We start from the raw sequence: 18,515 nt of genomic DNA, 5'->3' as shown, positions 1-18,515 counted from the left end.
GAGGAACACGCCATGGACTCCCAGCACGACGCTTCGACGACACCGTCCACCCCCGGCACCGTGACCGAGTCCTACTCGGCCGACGGGCACGACTACACCTTCGCGGAGTTCGGCGTGGGCCCCGGGGGCGTCGCGGCCAACCCGGCCGCCGTGGAGTGGGTCCGGGCCATCCGCCAGGGCTTCCACCAGGCCGAGCCGACCGACGAGACACTCGAGCGGACCCTGTCCTGGATGCACGCCGAGCGGGTGCGGCTGCGTGCGGCGTACCCGCACGCCGTGCCGGAGGCGGCGCTGCCCACCCGCCGGCCCGTGGCGACCTTCACCTCCTGGGAGGGCTCGCTCAACGCAGGCCGCGGCCGGCTGCTGCGCGCCCGGCTCATCTCCGAGGTCACCGTCCGGCCCACGCACAGCCGCCGCGGGCTGCTGCGCCGGCTCATGACGGGGGAGCTCGACCGCGCCCGGCGGGACGGCTACCCGGTGGCGCTGCTGACCGCGACCGAGGCCACCATCTACGGCCGGTTCGGCTTCGGCGCGGCCACGTTCAACCGCGAGGTCACCGTGGACGCCACCACCCGGCTGCAGCTCAAGGCGCCGACCGTGGGCAGCGTGGAGATGGCCGACGGCGAGGCGGTGCGCCAGCTCGCCCCCGTGCTCTTCCAGCGCTTCCACGAGAGCTCGCACGGGTCGGTGAGCCGGGTGGCCTACCACTGGCCCGAGTACACGGGGGAGTACGCCATCACCCCGCAGAAGGCGGACCCGGAGGTGCGCTGCGCCGTGCACTACGACGACGCGATGCGCCCGGACGGCTACGTGACCTACCGGTTCGAGCCGAACACCTCCTACCCGCTGACCCTGACGGTGCTCGACCTCGTGGGCGCGTCCCCGGACGTGTCGATCGCCCTCTGGGAGTTCGTGACCTCCCTGGACCTCGTGGACCAGGTCCGCTTCGGCCGCGCCCCCGTGGAGGACCCGCTGGTGTGGGCGATGGCGGACCGCGCGAAGTACCGCGTGACGGCGGAGTCGGACAAGGTGTGGGTGCGGGTCCTGGACCCCGCCGCGGCGCTGGTGGCCCGCCCGTACACCCCGCGCGGGCGGATCGTCATCTCCCTCGTGGACTCGATGGGCTACGCCGACGGCGTCTGGGCGCTGGACACCACGGACGGCACGCCCGTGGTCGAGCGGCTCGGCGACCGGCCCCGCACCGCCGACGACGACGCCGGGCGGTCGGTCCCCGCCGTGGAGCTGCCCGACGGGGCGGACGTGGCGATGCGGGTGGACGTGCTGGGGTCCCTGTACCTCGGGGCGGTGAAGGCCAGCACCCTCGCGCAGGCCGGTTTGATCGTGGCCCGGGACGAGGACGCGCTGCGGGATCTGCAGGACTTCATGGAGACCCCGACCGCCCCCTACGGCGTCACGCAGTTCTGAGGCGGGGCCGCGCGGCGGGTCGCGTGTTGCGTCCTTTTTCCCCGCTCCGTAGACTGACCCGGTGCGTGCTCTGCACGTGCCCTGTCCAGCAATCCTTCGGAACGGCCGCGGTCCGGCCGGACAATCTCCGTTCCGACTGATCACAAACTATCCCCATCGGAGCCCCTACTACATGACCACCACCACCCCGCAGGTTGCCGTCAACGACATCGGGTCCGCGGAGGACTTCCTCGCCGCTGTCGACGCGACCATCAAGTACTTCAACGACGGCGACCTCGTCGAGGGCACCGTCGTCAAGGTCGACCGCGACGAGGTCCTTCTCGACATCGGCTACAAGACCGAGGGCGTCATCCCGTCCCGCGAGCTGTCCATCAAGCACGATGTCGACCCGGACGAGGTCGTGACCGTGGGTGATGAGGTCGAGGCTCTGGTCCTCACCAAGGAGGACAAGGAAGGCCGCCTGATCCTGTCCAAGAAGCGGGCTCAGTACGAGCGCGCCTGGGGCGACATCGAGAAGATCAAGGAAGACGACGGCGTCGTCACCGGCACCGTCATCGAGGTCGTCAAGGGTGGTCTCATCCTGGACATCGGCCTGCGCGGCTTCCTCCCCGCCTCCCTCGTCGAGATGCGCCGCGTGCGCGACCTCGCGCCGTACATCGGCCAGCAGATCGAGGCGAAGATCATCGAGCTGGACAAGAACCGCAACAACGTGGTCCTGTCCCGCCGTGCCTGGCTCGAGCAGACCCAGTCCGAGGTCCGCTCCAACTTCCTGCACAAGCTCGAGAAGGGCCAGGTCCGCACGGGCACGGTCTCCTCGATCGTCAACTTCGGTGCCTTCGTGGACCTGGGCGGCGTCGACGGCCTGGTGCACGTCTCCGAGCTGTCCTGGAAGCACATCGACCACCCCTCCGAGGTCGTCGAGGTCGGCCAGGAGGTCACGGTCGAGGTCCTGGACGTCGACATGGACCGCGAGCGCGTCTCCCTGTCGCTGAAGGCGACCCAGGAGGACCCGTGGCAGCTGTTCGCCCGCACCCACGCCCTCGGGCAGGTCGTGCCGGGCAAGGTCACCAAGCTCGTTCCCTTCGGTGCGTTCGTGCGCGTCGAGGACGGCATCGAGGGTCTGGTGCACATCTCCGAGCTGGCCCAGCGCCACGTGGACATGGCCGAGCAGGTCGTCTCCGTGGGCGACGAGCTGTTCGTCAAGGTCATCGACATCGACCTGGACCGCCGCCGCATCTCGCTGTCGCTCAAGCAGGCCAACGAGGGCGTGGACCCGGACTCCACCGAGTTCGACCCGGCCCAGTACGGCATGGCCGCCGAGTACGACGACCAGGGCAACTACAAGTACCCCGAGGGCTTCGATCCCGAGACCAACGAGTGGATCGAGGGCTACGAGACCCAGCGCGCCGCCTGGGAGCAGCAGTACGCCGACGCCCAGGCCCGCTGGGAGGCGCACAAGGAGCAGGTCCGGAAGTCGATCGCCGAGGACGCCGAGGCCGCCGCCGGCGGCACGACGAGCTCCTCGTCCTCGTCCTCGTCCTCCTCCTCGCCGTCCACGCCGGCCCCGACCAGCTACTCCTCCGAGGCCCCGGCCGCCGACTCCGGCACCCTGGCCTCCGACGAGGCCCTGGCCGCCCTGCGCGAGAAGCTGACCGGAGCCTGATCCGACAGGCACCGCCGGGCCGTTCCGCACGGCACTGAGCACGACGGCCCCCGCCCCTCGAAGGGCGGGGGCCGTCGTGCTGCCCGGGGCGGAGGGACCGTCCGGGCTCCGCTCAGGGGCGGGCGCCGGCGGGGGAGTCGACCCAGTCCGTGCCGACGGGGCGCAGGACCCCGGCGCCGGAGGTCAGCGAGGCCACGCGGGAGTGCAGCGCGGCGACGTCGGCGTCGTCGTCGGGCAGGGCGAGGCCCAGCTCCGCGCCGGCCGCCCCGTAGGCGGTGTCCAGGACCGTGGTCCCGGCCGAGCGCAGCTCGTTCTCGATCCGGCCCGCGTCCGCGTGGGACGCCGGGAGCCGGTAGAGCCGCTGCCGCCGGCGGAGCACGAGGGACGCGCCGTCGAGGGCCTGGGACACGGCCTCGGAGTACGCCCGGACCAGCCCGCCGGCCCCGAGCAGGGTGCCCCCGAACCACCGGACCACCACGGCGCTGACGTCCGAGAGGTCCGTGACGTCGTGGCCCTGTGCGTCCGTGGCGGTGCGGCGCAGCACGAGGGCCTCGAGCATCGGCAGGCCCGCGGTGCCGGCGGGCTCGCCGTCGTCCGAGGAGCGCTGCACGTCCCGGTCGGGGCCCAGCACGAACGCCGAGCAGTGGTGGCGGGCGTCGTGGAAGCCCCGCCGCAGCTCCTCGACCAGGGCCCGGGCCTCCGCCTCCGTGGACGCCCGCCGCAGCACCGCTAGGAAGCGGGAGCGCCTGACCTCCAGCTCGGCCACCGCTTCCGTGCCCGCGGCGAGCGTCGTGTACCGGGTGGCGCGGCTGAGCAGGGGGTCCGGGTCCATGCTCCCCACTCTAGGCCGGGCTCCCGAGCTCTCGACCGGGCCCTCGACGGGACCGGGGCGGGGTGCTAGACAGGGGGCATCCGCGACCGAGGGAGCAGCCATGCGCATCGCCGACACCTCCGACCTCTGGTGGAAGCAGGCGGTCGTGTACTGCGTGGACGTCGAGCGGTTCCTGGACACGGACGGCGACGGCACCGGGGACCTCGCCGGGCTCGCCGAGCGGGTGGACTACCTGGCGGAGCTGGGCGTGACGTGCCTGTGGCTCATGCCGTTCTACCCCACGCCGAACCGGGACGACGGGTACGACGTCACGGACTTCTACGGCGTCGACCGGCGGCTGGGCAGCTTCGGCGACCTCGTGGAGCTCGTCCGCACGGCCCAGGACCGCGGCCTGCGGGTCATCGCCGACCTCGTGGTCAACCACACCTCCGACCAGCACCCGTGGTTCCAGGCCTCCCGCTCCAGCACGGACAACCCGTACCGCGACTACTACGTCTGGCGCGCCGACGAGCCGCCGGACACGTCCGAGAAGGCTGTGTTCCCCGACAAGGAGGGCGGCGTCTGGACCCGGGACGGGACCACCGGGCACTGGTACCTGCACCGCTTCTACCGCCACCAGCCGGACCTCAACCTGTCCCACCCGAAGGTGCGGGACGAGATCGCCAAGGTCGTGGGGTTCTGGCTGCACCTGGGCCTCGACGGCTTCCGCGTCGACGGGATCCCGCAGCTGCTCACCCTCGGGCAGGGTGACGACTTCGAGAACCGGGGCGGGTTCACCGACCCGCACGGGTTCCTGCGCTCGCTGCGCAAGTTCATGAACCGCCGCAACGGCCGGGCCGCTCTCCTGGGCGAGGTCAACCTGCCCTACCAGCAGCAGCTCGAGCTGTTCGGCACCGAGGACGCGGGGGAGCTGACCATGATCTTCGACTTCGTGGCCATGCAGAACCTCTACCTCTCACTGGCCCGCCAGGACGCCGGACCGCTGGCGACCGCACTGAAGAACCGCCCGCGCATCCCGCAGGACGCCCAGTGGGCCAACTTCGTGCGCAACCACGACGAGCTCACCCTCGACCAGCTCTCCGGGTCCGAGCGGGAGGAGGTGTTCGCGGCGTTCGGCCCCGAGGAGCGGATGCAGATCTACGGCCGGGGCCTCACGCGGCGGCTGCCGCCCATGCTGCAGGGCGACCGGCAGCGCATCCGGATGGTCTACTCGCTGCTCTTCTCGCTGCCGGGCACCCCGGTGCTGTACTACGGCGAGGAGATCGGTATGGGCGAGAACCTCGCCGCCGAGGGCCGCATGGCCGTGCGCACGCCTATGCAGTGGACCCCCGGCCGCAACGGGGGCTTCTCCTCCGCGGCCGCCGAGGACCTCTCCGCTGCGGTCGTCGAGGGGGAGTACGGGCCCGCGCACGTGAACGTCGCCGACGCCAAGCGGGCCCCGGAGTCCCTGCTGCACTTCGTCACCGCCCTGTCCCGCCGCTACCGGGAGTGCACCGAGCTGGCCTGGGGTCCCGCCGAGGTGCTGGACCAGCCGCGCCGGGAGGTACTGGCCCACCGGTGCTCGTGGGAGGGCTCCGCCGTCGTCGCGCTGCACAACCTCTCCGCGGAGCCCACCACCGTGTCCCTGCGGCTGCCGGACGAGGAGGAGGGCACCGAGCTGCTGGACCTGCTGGCGGACGGGACGTGCACCCTCGACGCCGACTCCTCGGTGGAGCTGGCCCTGGAGGGCTACGGGTTCCGCTGGCTGCGGGTGCAGCGGGCGCACGGGCCCGGCACGCTGCCGGACGTCATGACCACCGTGGCCGGCGCGGGGGAGGGGTGAGCGCCCGGCGGCCCCGGCGCGGGGCCGGCCGCTAGCATGGTCCCATGCTGACCATCGGACTCACGGGCGGGATCGCCTCGGGCAAGTCCACCGTCTCCCGGCGGCTCATGGAGCTCGGGGCCACCGTGATCGACGCCGACGCGATCGCGCGGGCCCTGCAGGAGCCGGGCCAGCCGGGTCTCGAGCGGATCGTCGAGGAGTTCGGATCCTCCGTGCTGACCTCGGACGGCCGCCTGGACCGGGCCGCGCTCGGCGCCCGGGTGTTCGCGGACCCGGAGGCCCGGACGCGGCTCAACGCGATCATCCATCCCCTCGTCCGCGCGGAGGCGGAACGCCTGGCGGCCGCGGCGGGGGAGGACGCCGTGCTGGTCGAGGACATCCCCCTGCTCGTGGAGACCGGCCAGCACGGGCGCTTCGACCTCGTCCTCACCGTCCAGGCCCCGGTGGAGGAGCGCGTCCGGCGGATGGTCGAGGACCGCGGGATGACGGCGGCCGACGCCCGCGCCCGGATCGCCGCCCAGGCCACCGACGAGGAGCGGGCGGCCGTCTCGAGCAGCGTGCTCGTCAACGACGACTCCGTGCAGCGGCTGCTCGACCGCGTCGACGCGTGGTGGGAGTTCCACGTGGAGCCCCGCCTGCCGTCCACGCCGCACGGACCATGACTCTCCACTCTTCGGTGACCAGAGGGTAGGGTCGAGGCAACCGAAGCGCAAGACCTCAGCGCGAGACCGAAGCACACCACCGAACAACACCACCGAACAACACCACCGAAGCACACAACCGAGACACGGCGGCCGTCCGCTCGTCCGAGGCCGGGGGCAGCCGGGGAAGCACGGCAATGCTGAACAGACTGCACGACTCCCTGCGACTACGGACCAGCCCCACGATCTTCTTCGGCTCCGCCCTGGTGATCATCGCGTTCGTGATCCTGACGCTGGTCTTCACGGACTTCATGGACGCGGTCTTCACGGGCGGCTCCAGCTGGGTCATCGACCAGCTCGGCTGGTTCTACATCCTCGGCGTGACCGTCTTCCTGCTGTTCCTGATCTACCTCATGGTGAGCAGGTTCGGGCAGGTCCGGCTCGGGGCCGACGACGAACGGCCGCAGCACTCCAACCTGTCCTGGTTCTCGATGCTGTTCGCCGCCGGCATCGGCACGATCCTCATGTTCTGGGCCGTGGCCGAGCCGGTCAACCACTTCGCGAACCCGCCGCGCCAGGGCGTGGAGCCGGAGTCCATGGAGGCCGCCACCGAGGCGATGGGCTTCACGCTCTACCACTTCGGGCTGCACACCTGGACGATCTTCACCCTCCCGGCGCTGGCCTTCGGCTACTTCATGTACAAGCGGAACCTGCCGCCCCGGGTGAGCTCCATGTTCCAGCCGCTGCTGGGGGAGCGCATCCACGGGCCGATGGGCCGGGCCATCGACATCCTGGCCATCGTGGGCACCCTGTTCGGCGTGGCCGTCTCGATCGGTCTCGGCACGATGCAGATCAACAGCGGCCTGGCCCGGCTCTTCGGGATCTCGGAGTCGGCGCTGTCGCAGATCCTCATCATCACCGCCGTGAGCCTCGTCGCCTCGGTCTCCGTGGCCCTCGGCCTCGACCGCGGCATCAAGCGGCTGTCCAACACCAACATCCTGCTCGCGATCGGCCTGCTCGTCTTCATCCTCATCTCCGGTCCCACCGTGCTGATGCTCAAGGGCATGGTCGAGTCCGCCGGCACCTACGTGTCGATGCTCCCGCAGCTCGCCTTCTGGAACGACGCCTTTGCCGACACCGGGTGGCAGAGCGGCTGGACCGTCTTCTACTGGGCGTGGACGATCACCTGGTCCCCGTTCGTGGGCATCTTCATCGCCCGCATCTCCCGCGGCCGCACCATCCGCCAGTTCGTCTCCGGCGTGCTCGCGTTCCCCACGCTGTTCTCCGTCATCTGGTTCGGCATCTTCGGCATGGGCGTGTTCAACATCGAGCTCAACGGCGACGGCGGGCTCGTCGAGGCCGTGGTGGACGAGGGCGACATCCCCGGGGCGATGTTCGTCTTCCTCGAGAACTTCCCGTTCTCCACCGTCACCTCCGCCCTGGGCGTGCTCATCGTGGTGCTGTTCTTCATCACCTCGATCGACTCCGCCGCCCTGGTCATGGACACCATGGGCAGCGGTCACGAGGAGGAGTCCCCGGTCCACCAGCGCGTGTTCTGGGTCGTGGCCATCGGCCTCATCGCCGCGATCCTGCTGACCGCCACCGGCGCCACGGGACTCGCGGCGCTGCAGAACGTGGCCATCCTCATCGGCCTGCCGTTCTTCGTGCTGGGGTACGTGATGATCTACTCCCTGCTCAGAGCCCTGCGCGAGGACGCCGGGGAGGTGGGCGTGCTGCCCACCCGCCAGTGGCGCCGCGTGCTGCCGCCCGAAGAGTTCCACCGCCGCACCGCCACCGGCGACGAGGTGGACGAGGAGATCGTCGTGGCCCCGGACTACGTGCACGGCTCGGAACCGGCCAACGCCCCGGCCATCGAGCACCCGGAGCAGCCCGTCTACGTCCGGGAGTACCGCACGAGCACGGGCTCGCTCAAGAAGATCCGCGACATCGAGTAGCCCCGCGGACAGCGCGGACCGAGCGGGCCCACCGGCATCACCGGCCGGTGGGCCCGCTCCGTTCATCTGCGCCGGGCACCCGCCCCGGGGACCCTGCCGGCGCTAGACTGGTGATCACCATCACAATGGGCAACGGGGGACGTCATGGCGAGGAACAGGCAGAACAGCAACCCGGACGGCGAGCAGCAGCACCGCCTCCTCGACCGGCTCAACGCCATCGCGATGCGCGTCTACGGGCCCGGGGACCGCCTGGCTCAGTCGCAGGAGGGCGAGAACATGAGCCAGGCCGCAGAGACGTGGTACCAGGAGGTCCAGGAGCACTTCTACGTGGAGAAGGACGAGCACGGCAACGAGTACCTCTACCACCGGGACGACTCCGGGGAGGGCACGAACACCGGCAGCGCGCGCAACTGACGCCCATACGGCAGGACGGGGAGCCTCGATGAGGCTCCCCGTCCTGCTGTCTGTGGTCGAAGCCTCAGCGGCGAGGGCCACATGCGCAGGACGAAAGCTGTCCAAGGACGTCTTCGACCTCGACTCCATCATCAACGCCGCAGGGGAGCTGAAGTACATCGGTTCGATCTAGCGGGAGATCGCTGCCCAGTTGAAGGAACCGGATGTGGATCGGGTGAAGTTCTTCACCACCAAGGTCCACGAAGGCGCCTTCACCCAGAAGGTGCGTGACCAGTTCTCCCCGCTGGTGGCCAAGGCCGCCCAGCAGTTCCTCAACGAGCAGGTGATCAACCGCTTGACCACGGCTCTGGGTGTGGGCAGCACACCCTCGTCCGTGGCGCTGGCGGACGCGCCGGCCGAAGCGGTTCAGAGCGAGGGTGAGGTGGAGAAGGACCTGCGCGAGTCCAGTGACGGGGTGGTGACCACCATCGAGGAGCTGGAGGCCTTCCAGATCATCCGCGCCATCGTCTGTGCCCAGGTGAAGCCTCAGCGCGTGGTCTACCGCGACGCCAAGTCCTATTGCGCTGTCCTGCTGGACGACAACCACCGCAAGTCCATCGCCCGACTGCACTTCAACACCGGCCAGAAGTACATCGGCCTCTTCGACGAGGACAAGAAGGAGACCCGCCACTCCATCGACGGGTTGGAGGACATCTTCCAGCTCAGCGACGATCTCCGCGCCACGGTCGAGCGCTTCGTCGGCGCCCCTGTCACGTAATGCAGGGAATGCGGGACGTCTCACGCGAAGAGTGTGCGACCGCTCGTGTGAATTGCCGCGGCAAGTAGCGAGCTTCTGACGCAGCTCGATGGCGATATGGGGACGATGCTGTCCGGTCGTGGTCGTCGGGTCGGTCAGGTTCAAGGCGATCAACGGGTTGACCGGTCCTGCGTTGAGTCCGGCAATAGATAGGTTGCGAAACGTTTTGGTGGTGAGACTTCCAGCCGTATCGGATGCCGGCGGGCCGAAGCGCGCAGCGGCCGGTGACTGCTCAAAATGGTCCCCTCCTGAGATCGTGAGCTGCCGTTGTGGGAGCGACCGCCGGCCGATGAAGGCCATCTGCGGTGCCGGTCACCGTGCTCACCGGTGCGCGCCTTCGGTGCAGCGCGATCGAGATGTCCTGCCGCTTTCGGCTGATGAAGTGCTCGGGCCGGTCCTTGGGGTGTCATCCCCACGCGAGGTAGGCCAGACCAGCTATCAGCGGTGGTATCCCTTCCATCAGTGCGTTGCGCCACAGGCGCCGTTCCACGAACGGGAACAGGACGGCCAGAAAAATGTGGCTGATGCATCCGAAGAGCACCAAGGCGCGGTCGGCCCCGATCGCCCCGACGTTCAGCAGGAGCAGTCCCGCTGCGATCCCGGCAGCGAAGCACAGGTTGTAGAGGCCGATGAAGATCACCCACAGCCGCACGGCCGGCACGTCCTGAGGGCGGATGAGGGTGAAGGAATACGTGCGCGGATCCCGGTGGAGGAAGACCTCCAGGACGAAGGCGAAGACCAACCCCGCCACGGTGACTCCGGCGGCGATCTGGCTGAGCAGGTTCATCGACATCTCCCCGGTTCCGGCAGGAAAACTAGGGGCTGCGCACCCACTGATCCCCGGCGCTGCCTGCCAGTGGTTGGATGGGACACTGCCTCCAGTGTGCGCTTGCCGGGGCGGCTTTGCCCACGATGACGGGCGATGCCGCGGACGCCACCGAGGCAGCCGCCGGATGCCGCACCAAGACCGTGGCCCGCCCAAAAGCGAGGCCCTCCAGCCCTGGGGGCGGTACTGTTCCACCAGCTGCTGGACCGATGCCCTTGTGGCTCGGTCCGCCGGTCCGCACCTGCAGCAGCGGCAGCAACACCCGCCCCGGATCGAAGACGATGCGGGCGTCCTAGAGGGTCGGTGGTACGACAGTCCCGGCTTCCTGCCACACCGCTCCGCCGCAACCACAACATCGTGCCGACCCCAGCCTGACTCGAGGCAGCCCAGTGGCGAGACGGCCGGCGGGATGTTCTGGTGCCTGCAGAGTGCGGAGCGATGATCTGTCCCCGGGAGGCTCTCTGCCCCGACCGGCGGGGAAGTTCTAGGCTGGGACCATGCCCGTCCAGACGGTCAACGGGGTGGGCCTCTATTACGAGGTCCACGGCAACGGGGCCCCGGTCCTCGGTATTCACGGCAGCCCCAGCTCCGCCCTGATCTGGGAGGACGCCGCCGCACGGCTCGGCCGTCACCACCGGTGCATCGTCTACGACCGGCGGGGCTACTTCCGCAGCGAACGGCCCGACCCGTTCGAGGCCGTTGACCTCACCGATCACGTCCAGGACGCCGCCGCGCTGCTCGATGCCCTCTCAGCGGCACCGGCGGCGGTCATCGGTCGCAGCACCGGCGGTGTGATCGCCCTCGAGCTGGCCCGCCGCCACCCCGACCAAGTCGCCGCGCTGGTGCTGCTGGAACCGGCGGTGTTCACCCTCGACCCGCAAGCCGCGGCGTGGGCGAAGAACCTGCGCCACACAGTGCTCTCCGCGGCAGCCAAGAACCCCTCCAGAGCCTCCGAAGTGGTATTCCGGCAAGCGCTGGGGGACCAGGCGTGGGAGTCGCTCCCGCAGCAGCTGCGGGACCACTTCGCCGCCGCCGGCCCTGCCGTGCTGGCGGAGATCCGGGGCCGAGGCCTGGACCTCAGCCAGACCCCGCTGGAGCTGAGCGAGGCGGATCTGGCTGGGATCCGACAGCCGACCCTGATCATCACCGCCCAAGACTCCCCGGAGGCCCTGCACGCCATCAACCGGCGCCTCGCCACGCTCCTGCCCGATGCGCACACGGCTCTCGTGCCGGGCGGGCACCTCATCGACCCGGCCGGACCCGCCGTGCTGGACTTCCTCCAGCGACAGTTGCCGACGAAGAGGATTCCGCGCTAGAGTCCCCGCAACCCGAGGGGGTGCGCGGTGGAGTCCTTGCGGTAGACGGCCTACTCGGACCCTGTCGAGACCCGAGCACCCGTCCGGTGCAGGAGTGGCGACAGGCCCCTGCTACCACGACCTGTCGCTGGAAACCGCGACGTCGTATCGGGGGTGCGGCCCGACGCGACGGCCGCGTGCCGCTGACCTGCCGCGGCGCACCGGGGCACCTGGACCGGCTACCCCAGTGATGAACCGGTGGCCGATCTCGATCAGGGTTCGCTCTGCCCCGTCATCTGATCACCACGTGACCAGATCGCCATCAGCGATTGCGCCAGCCGCGCCGGTTCCGCGCGGTGCGGCGGATCGAAGTGGTGGCGCTCGGGGAAGACCTCGAGGGTGAAGTCGGCGAAGATGGTGCGGAGACGCTCGGCTATCTCGGCGAACTGGTCCGGGTTGCTCAGCCCGCCGAGGGCGAAGTACACGGGACGGTCGAAGGCCGTGAGGGCCTCACGGTCCAGACCGTAGGTGTGGAAGGCGCCCATGAGCGCGCGGATGCCATCGGGTCTCTGCTGCATCCATGGAAGTGGCGGGCCAGGAGGTGGGGCCGGCAACGGCACTCCGGGCCTCACCTGCAGCCGCATGAAGGCCGCCATGAACTGGTCGTGGGGCAGCTGAGAGAGCTCCTCGTAGTCGGCCCACAGCCTCTCGTGTCGCGGGCTCCAGTCCCAGCTGCCGGCCCACGCCGGCTCGAGCATCCCCAGGCTCAGCAGCCGCCCCGGGTGGTTGGCTGCGCAGGCCAACGCCGCCGCACCACCGCCGGAATAGCCGACCAGATGGAAACGCTGCCATCCGCGCGCGTCCGCCTCGCCCAACACACCCTCGACCTCGGTGTCCAAAGAGTAGCCCGGCGGCGGGAAGGCCTGCCGGTAAACCTCCAGATCTTTGACGGCGACCTCTGCCGCGTCGCCCAGCACAGCGGTGAGGTCGGCGTAGGCGAGATCGGCCGGCAGCACGGCCCCAGGCAACAGAATGACCTTCGGAGCGCTCACCGTTCACCTCCGCGGCGGTCGGGGTCTCGGCTCCACAGTCGAGATGATTATTGTCCCCGCTGCGTGTCCCCGGGTCCATGGGTCATCCGCTCGAGTGGTCGTTCCTCGCGCACGTTGGACTCGGCGCCGGGCCTGGTGGGCACCCCGCCGGTCTACCAGGCTTCCCGATGGTTCACAGGACAGGACCTAGCAGATTCCCCGGCCAGAGGGCTGGGCAGCGGGACGTGGCTCAGTGGTTGCGCGTCTGCTTTGGGAGCATGATGTCGCGGGGTCGATCCTGTCATCCCGACCATGACCGACTGGCTCCGCTGGCGGAACTGGCAGACGCGCAGAGCTCAAAACTCGGTGCCCGCATGGGCGTGCGGATTCGACTCCCGCGCGGGGCGCACTGGCTGCGCCATCTCACCTCGCAGTCAGGGTGACCCCTACGAAGACGCCCGCCAGCAGGAGCGCGAAGACGCCCAGCAGACGCAGGTTGAACATGATGAGTGCGTGTTCCGCCCTCCGCCCGGAAACCCCTGCCACGCTGAGAGCGAGACTGGCAGTGGGCAACGACGCGAGCATGGCGATGCCCGCGCCGGCGTTCTGCACGGTGGCCGGCAGAGTACCGATCCCGGCGGCCGCCCCCAGCGAGTTCTGTGGACTCATCATGAAGGCGTTGGCGCTCGTTGAGGAACCGGTAAGGAATCCTGATGCCAGCGCCATCGCTGGTGAGAGCACGGCGAGCAGAAGGCCACCTGCATCGGCCAAGCCCGTCGCCAGCACCTGAAAGGCGTTCATGGCCTCCATCACCTCTGCCATGAACACGAACCCGCCGATCGCGCACAGCGTGCGCCAACTGGACCACGCGGCACGCGCCACGGCCCGGCCGGTTCCGCCCCGCACCACCATCAGCAGCGCGACGAGCAGGCCTAGACCCGGGGACGTGAGCAGCGGGAAGCTCTCGGTGCCGACGGGCACGCGGACGTCGAACGGCAGCGCCCGGGCGAGACCCACGGTGGCGAGGATCGCGGCGTAGGGCACGATGACCGCCACGGGCAGCGCCGGGACAGCGCGGCGCACCAGGACCGGCAGCAGAACAGTGACGGCTACCGTCGCGCCGGCGAGCACCCCGGCGACGACCGTGAGACCCGCCATGTTGGCGGCGACCAAGACGAACGCCTGCCCGAGCCCGCACAGTGCACCGGGTCCCGCGCGGTGCAGGAGCCGCGGCCCGCCCTTGCCCAGGGCTGTCGCCACCCCGCCGACCACGGGCATGAGGACCAGGTAGACGAGCGCGGTGCGCACCCCCAGTTCGCTCGGCGAGGACCCGCTCAGACTGGCGCCGACGTTCGTGGGCAGGGCCAGCGCGCCCCACGGGACGATCGCCATCCCCAATACCGCCTGCCGTACCGCGGCACTGGGCGTGGACATCGCCAGCAGCACGGGCACGGTGGCCAGCAGGGAGATGCCGAAACCAGTGAGCGACTCCAGGGCTGGTCCGATGCCCAGGACGACGAGACAGGTCTTCCATGGCGTGGACAGCGGCACAGACTGCACCCAGTCGGCGAGCTGTCCGTGCACCTTGCGGTGCTTGAGCACCCCGTTGAGGGTCAGACCCGGCACGACGACGAAGGAGGCGATCAGCAGCAGGGCTGCACCCCGGTCCCACTCGACGCGGAAGGTCTCGCTCTCGTGTAGGAGGAACTGGATGAGGGCGACGGCAAGTCCGAGCAAGGCCGCAGCCCATACAGGGGCTCTGGCGAGCAACAGGGCGAGCATCACGACCACCACGGGCATCAGCGCATAGGTGTAGTCCATCTGCGGTCCTGTTCCATCACGGCAGCCCGGTATCTGGCGTTCAGTGTCCTCCTGTCTCGGTCGGCGACACCATGGCCGGCCCTGGCGAGTACAGCTCCTGCGGGGTACGCCGCCGCTGGAGCTCAGCTGTCGGCGTCCCGCAGGTGCTCAAGCCCAGCCTCGCCTACCACCAACAAATGATCGAGGCCCGCAAGCCGGAACCGGAGAAGTGCCCCACATGCGGCAAGGAGATGTCGAAGAACGCGAAATCCGGCAGGTAGCGACGCCGCCTGCGGTACGGGACTGCCGCACGAATAGGTGACCTTGACCTATCGGTGCGGCAGTCCCGAACGTCATCTTTTCCTGTTTGGGCGAGGTCACGATGTGGAGTACTACTTCTATCGCCTGGCCGACTCGTACGAGGACGGGTCGATAGAGCCCGTTGAGGATCTCGCCTTGCCTGAAGGCATTTCTGACCTTTGGTTCAGAGGCCGAGCGCGACGCAAGTCTGGGCAGCTGCTGGGAACCACCGAGGTCTGATTGGCGCGATACCAAGCCGGGGCCGGATGGCGGCGCTATGTGGTGGAGATTGAAGAGCAAGACCTGCCCTCTCCGGCCGCGGGCATAGCCAATGATCCCGTGCCCGTTGAGATGCGGCACCCGAAAGACCGAACAGCCGCCGGCGAGACGGCTGACGCCCGATAGGCTAACCGGCGGCCGATGCCGCGTGATCCTCCTGGGCGGACGCCCGGGGGAGCGAGGCCCCGTGGACCGGGTTTGGCTGGACGTTGAACACTTCTCGGCAGAGTGCTTATGAACGATTGATCGACTGAGGCTGCGTCTGGTGGGGTTTGTCGGTGTGTGAGACCGAGTCTTAAGAATTCTCGGTGCCTTGGCACGTCTCGCAGTTCATGGGTTGTGAGGCATTCTGGTTACGAGACGCCGGTGACGGCCACTCAATGTGGAGTCAGGTGGTTCGCGGGGGCCAGGATTTCCAGCCGTGGGGAAGTGCTGCGAGGCGGTGTTGGGTGTCCTGGCGGTGTGTGGGGGAGCCGGTCGGTGGGTCGGAGGTACTGGCGGTCTCGCTGGAGCCGTCGGGGGCGGCCCAGGCGTATTCATAGGCGGCTTGTCTGCCCAGTGGGTAGCGTTCGCGGAAGGTGCCGGCGGCGACGGCGAGGACGAACTGTTCGAGCTCCTTGGCTTGACCTTCGGCTGTCTCGTCGCAGGCGTCACAGGCGCAGTCGGGGAAGGCGAGCTCGCACCACGCCCCGGCGTGGACGATCACCGCCGGTTCCGTGGTGGACACGATGGTCAGTGGGGCGGCATCGGCACGGTTGGGAGTGAGCCTGATCGCGTAGATGTTGTCGTCCGGAGCCCAGAGCAGGTCCTGGAGACTGGCTGGCGCCTCGGTGACGGTGATGTCGTAGGTGGCCCTCAGGTGATCGATGAGGGCTTGGGCGATCTGGTGCAGAGCGGCGAAGCGTTCGGGGTGGGTGATGCGGCTGTAGGCCTCTTCCGGTGGTGGGTCCTCGTCCCAGCGGTGTCCGTAGGGAATGGGTTGCCCCTCCGGGGTGGTGAAGATCTGCTGGGGCAGCGGTGGACGGGTGTACAAAGCACCTGAAGCGTGGGTGGCGGGGGGAAGGGGAGGCGGGGGTGGGAGGGGCTCCCAGTGTCGCCAGCCCTGGACCTCGTCCAGGAACAGCTCGATCTGATCGGCTGAGGCCAGGGGGAGGTGCTGGAGGAGGCGGGTGAGTTCGAAGGAGGCGTCCTCGGTGCCGACGGCGAACTCATCGTCGATGCCGGGTTGCCACTGCGCGTTCGGGCGCAGGGTGGCCACGGTGTTGCCGGTGAACACGGCGGCCGCCCGCAGCAGCCCCGGATCCTGCTGGAATTGGCCGGCGTGTGTCCGTAGGAAAGCCACCAGCGCGGGGAGGTCCGATGCCAGGTGGTGCGGGTCTGCCTGATGTTGGGTGCAGAAGGCGAGGAAGGGGCTGTAGCCGGCGGCGTGGCGGATGGTGGGGATCTCCTCGACGGGGAGGAAATCGCTGGTGCGGCGGGCCATGGGTGGTGGTGGAGCCATGGGCGGGCCGGTGAACACGTCCTCGGCAGGTTCCATGGCCACAGCGTAGTACCGCCCCTGGCACGAAGACCCAGGTCATTCCGGTACCTATCGGACGCACCGGGGGAGCCGATGACGCTCAGGAGACTTCGGGCTGTTGGGCGTGATGCCGAAGTGGGAGGGGCGGGACAGCCGGTGAGCTGTCCCGTCCCGATCGTGCTTCCCTTTGCTCTCCTTGGTATCGACCTGGGTCCGCCAGAACGTGATGACCCGGGGACGAGGGGCGCCGTGGCTCACCAAGGCGATATCTGTCGAGGTTGGTGGGGCTTTCCTCGGTCTCGGGCCTTAGGACGATACGAGCCACAGGCCAAGCCGCGGGTTCCCCTTGTATATTCTGACCATGAACTTCTGCCGCAGCCACCAAGAGCACCGCCAACGCGTGCTGCTTGTGGAGCGGCGACGGCGCTAGCTATCTGGCGTTTTCGCTCAACACCAATCCGGCGTGGTGTAGCGGCAACACGGCTGACTTTGGATCAGCAGTCCGAGGTTCGAACCCTCGCGCCGGAGCATTTGAAGCCCTCAGACCTCGCTTCACTCGTGGTGTACCTCAGCGACTCTTTCCGCTGACGCCGCACGAACAATTCTGGCCCGAAGCGGACTGCCCCGACTCTCCTTGAGTCAGGGGAACCGGGGGCAGTCCCAGGCGCCCGGCTTCACCGAGCAGCGTGGCCAGCTCCCCGAGGGCTGGCGACTGTTGAACCTGAACCGCGGTTGAGCTCGCCTCGGGGATCCTATTCGTAGTACTCGAAGCGCGGCTCACCCTGGACGCCTGCGCGTTGCATCGCCTCCTGCAGTTCCGGCAGTGCCGTGAAGGCGCGGGCCTCGTCGACGGAATCGAAGTAGTGGAGCACGAGCACGTTGTCCGGATCATCGACCATGCGGTGCACGGACTCGCCGGTGATGTTGCTGAATGCCGGTACGTCCGACACGGAGTCGTAGACCTTTCGCCAGGCGTCGTAGTCGGCCACGCGGTGCCGGATCAGGAGCAGTGCCATAGCGGTCCCCCCGAGGACTGGGTTGACGGGCGCGCCCGACCGAATGGTGGGAGGGCGCTGGTGGATACGTGCCACGCTACGCCCGGCCCGGTCGCCCCGGAAGGGGCGACCGGGCCGGGTCCGGGGCAGGACGGGGATGACGCGTCGGCACCTGCCGATTCATCAGTCTCTTATGACCGGTTCTCGGTCAGTGGTGCCGCTCGACGCCGCCAAATGTCGCTTTCAGGAGCCGACTGCACCCTCGGGCCAGCTATCACGTGGATAGTGCGGTTGACCTGTGCTACTGAGACGAAGGATTTTGCTACAAACTCGCCGACTGACCCAGATCGTCCATTCGGGTGTGAACCGCAGCGACAAGGGGCGGTGTTGTGACAGAGCTAAAGGGCGGCATCGAGGTCTTGCCTCTCGATCGGAGTCGTCGGACCGGCCGAGCTCGAGGTAATCAGCGGGTTGACCGGCCGTGGGCGACCGTCCCACTTCCTTGGTAGTGGGACAGTGTGGCTCGAGTGGCTTGCGGTGTTGTTCGGGTCGGCGAGTCTTGTCTCACAAGTCAGCCCAAAATCGCTGTTCCGGAGAGACGGTCTTATTTCGACTTTCGGTACGCGGAGCCCATGGAATTGGACTACGCAAGGGTGTCGATGGCCAAACGGGATCTCGACCGGCAGATCGATTCGCTCCGGGCGGTGGGGATCGCAGCCGAGCGGATCTATGTGGACAAGAATTCTGGGACCTCCACGGACCGCCCGGGGCTGGCCGCGGCGCTGGCCTAAGCTCACCAGGGCGATGTGATCGTGGTGCACACCCTGGACCGACTCGGGCGCACGGAGTTGAGCCCCCGATAGTGGTGTAGCGCGGTGGCCCTGCTCGTCGTTCCGGACGAGGGTGCGGCCACCGTGAGATC

Annotated in this window: 16 protein-coding genes and 2 tRNA genes; 12 read left to right on the top strand and 6 right to left on the bottom strand. The window is 68.8% G+C overall.

What is annotated here, in order from left to right; all coding sequences use genetic code 11:
* Window positions 1-12 precede the first annotated feature (12 nt).
* Both Q0817_RS16660 and rpsA read left to right on the top strand, forming a co-directional pair.
* Window positions 13-1,425, top strand: coding sequence for a GNAT family N-acetyltransferase (locus Q0817_RS16660; protein ID WP_298590793.1), 1,413 nt, complete (start codon window positions 13-15; stop codon window positions 1,423-1,425).
* Between the two features lie 172 nt (window positions 1,426-1,597).
* Window positions 1,598-3,088, top strand: a complete 1,491-nt coding sequence (gene rpsA, locus Q0817_RS16655) for a 30S ribosomal protein S1 (RefSeq protein WP_298590790.1) — start codon at window positions 1,598-1,600, stop codon at window positions 3,086-3,088.
* Window positions 3,089-3,200: 112 nt separating this feature from the next.
* On the opposite strand, the gene Q0817_RS16650 is transcribed toward rpsA, so the two are convergent.
* On the bottom strand, window positions 3,201-3,920 hold the full coding sequence (locus Q0817_RS16650; RefSeq protein WP_298590787.1) for a YigZ family protein: 720 nt from the start codon (window positions 3,918-3,920) through the stop codon (window positions 3,201-3,203).
* Window positions 3,921-4,020: 100 nt separating this feature from the next.
* Here Q0817_RS16650 and Q0817_RS16645 point away from each other — a divergent pair, with 100 nt between their 5' ends.
* From Q0817_RS16645 to Q0817_RS16620, 6 genes are all read left to right on the top strand, one after another.
* Entirely contained in the window at window positions 4,021-5,742 is a 1,722-nt protein-coding gene (locus tag Q0817_RS16645; protein ID WP_298590784.1) for an alpha-amylase family protein, read from the top strand.
* Window positions 5,743-5,786: 44 nt separating this feature from the next.
* A complete protein-coding gene (gene coaE, locus Q0817_RS16640; protein WP_298590781.1) occupies window positions 5,787-6,404 on the top strand; it encodes a dephospho-CoA kinase in 618 nt (205 codons plus the stop codon).
* 176 nt (window positions 6,405-6,580) lie between these two features.
* A complete protein-coding gene (locus Q0817_RS16635) occupies window positions 6,581-8,338 on the top strand; it encodes a BCCT family transporter (RefSeq protein WP_298590778.1) in 1,758 nt (585 codons plus the stop codon).
* Window positions 8,339-8,482: 144 nt separating this feature from the next.
* Entirely contained in the window at window positions 8,483-8,752 is a 270-nt protein-coding gene (locus Q0817_RS16630) for a hypothetical protein (RefSeq protein WP_298590775.1), read from the top strand.
* Window positions 8,753-8,780: 28 nt separating this feature from the next.
* Window positions 8,781-8,924: a hypothetical protein gene (locus Q0817_RS16625; RefSeq protein ID WP_298590770.1), complete on the top strand. Its 144-nt coding sequence runs from the start codon at window positions 8,781-8,783 to the stop codon at window positions 8,922-8,924.
* A gap of 33 nt (window positions 8,925-8,957) precedes the next feature.
* Window positions 8,958-9,509 carry a hypothetical protein gene (locus tag Q0817_RS16620; RefSeq protein WP_298590767.1) on the top strand — a complete coding sequence of 184 codons (552 nt, stop codon included), beginning with the start codon at window positions 8,958-8,960 and terminating at the stop codon, window positions 9,507-9,509.
* Window positions 9,510-9,954: 445 nt separating this feature from the next.
* Here the strand turns inward: Q0817_RS16620 and Q0817_RS16615 are convergent, their stop codons facing one another.
* Window positions 9,955-10,335 carry a DUF1304 family protein gene (locus tag Q0817_RS16615; RefSeq protein WP_298590764.1) on the bottom strand — a complete coding sequence of 127 codons (381 nt, stop codon included), beginning with the start codon at window positions 10,333-10,335 and terminating at the stop codon, window positions 9,955-9,957.
* Between the two features lie 536 nt (window positions 10,336-10,871).
* Between Q0817_RS16615 and Q0817_RS16610 the strand changes: the two genes are divergently transcribed.
* The gene (locus tag Q0817_RS16610; RefSeq protein ID WP_298590761.1) at window positions 10,872-11,690 is read left to right on the top strand and encodes an alpha/beta fold hydrolase; all 819 of its coding nucleotides are present in this window, start codon (window positions 10,872-10,874) and stop codon (window positions 11,688-11,690) included.
* A gap of 251 nt (window positions 11,691-11,941) precedes the next feature.
* On the opposite strand, the gene Q0817_RS16605 is transcribed toward Q0817_RS16610, so the two are convergent.
* A complete protein-coding gene (locus Q0817_RS16605) occupies window positions 11,942-12,721 on the bottom strand; it encodes an alpha/beta fold hydrolase (protein WP_298590758.1) in 780 nt (259 codons plus the stop codon).
* Window positions 12,722-13,023: 302 nt separating this feature from the next.
* Here Q0817_RS16605 and Q0817_RS16600 point away from each other — a divergent pair.
* Window positions 13,024-13,107, top strand: a tRNA-Leu gene (locus Q0817_RS16600).
* Window positions 13,108-13,123: 16 nt separating this feature from the next.
* On the opposite strand, the gene Q0817_RS16595 is transcribed toward Q0817_RS16600, so the two are convergent.
* Window positions 13,124-14,521 (bottom strand): hypothetical protein, encoded by a 1,398-nt coding sequence (locus Q0817_RS16595; RefSeq protein ID WP_298590755.1) that lies wholly within the window; start codon window positions 14,519-14,521, stop codon window positions 13,124-13,126.
* Between the two features lie 946 nt (window positions 14,522-15,467).
* Window positions 15,468-16,616 (bottom strand): DUF6226 family protein, encoded by a 1,149-nt coding sequence (locus Q0817_RS16590; protein ID WP_298590751.1) that lies wholly within the window; start codon window positions 16,614-16,616, stop codon window positions 15,468-15,470.
* A gap of 439 nt (window positions 16,617-17,055) precedes the next feature.
* On the opposite strand from Q0817_RS16590, the gene Q0817_RS16585 reads away from it, so the two are divergent.
* Window positions 17,056-17,126 (top strand) — tRNA-Gln (locus Q0817_RS16585).
* Between the two features lie 224 nt (window positions 17,127-17,350).
* Here Q0817_RS16585 and Q0817_RS16580 read toward each other — a convergent pair.
* Window positions 17,351-17,614 (bottom strand): antibiotic biosynthesis monooxygenase, encoded by a 264-nt coding sequence (locus tag Q0817_RS16580; RefSeq protein WP_298590748.1) that lies wholly within the window; start codon window positions 17,612-17,614, stop codon window positions 17,351-17,353.
* Between the two features lie 611 nt (window positions 17,615-18,225).
* On the opposite strand from Q0817_RS16580, the gene Q0817_RS16575 reads away from it, so the two are divergent.
* Window positions 18,226-18,384 carry a recombinase family protein gene (locus Q0817_RS16575; RefSeq protein WP_298590745.1) on the top strand — a complete coding sequence of 53 codons (159 nt, stop codon included), beginning with the start codon at window positions 18,226-18,228 and terminating at the stop codon, window positions 18,382-18,384.
* Window positions 18,385-18,515: the final 131 nt, after the last annotated feature.

The sequence above is a fragment of the uncultured Kocuria sp. genome, from assembly GCF_947500125.1.
Taxonomy (GTDB): domain Bacteria; phylum Actinomycetota; class Actinomycetes; order Actinomycetales; family Micrococcaceae; genus Kocuria.
This window is presented reverse-complemented; position numbering and strand designations above follow the sequence as displayed.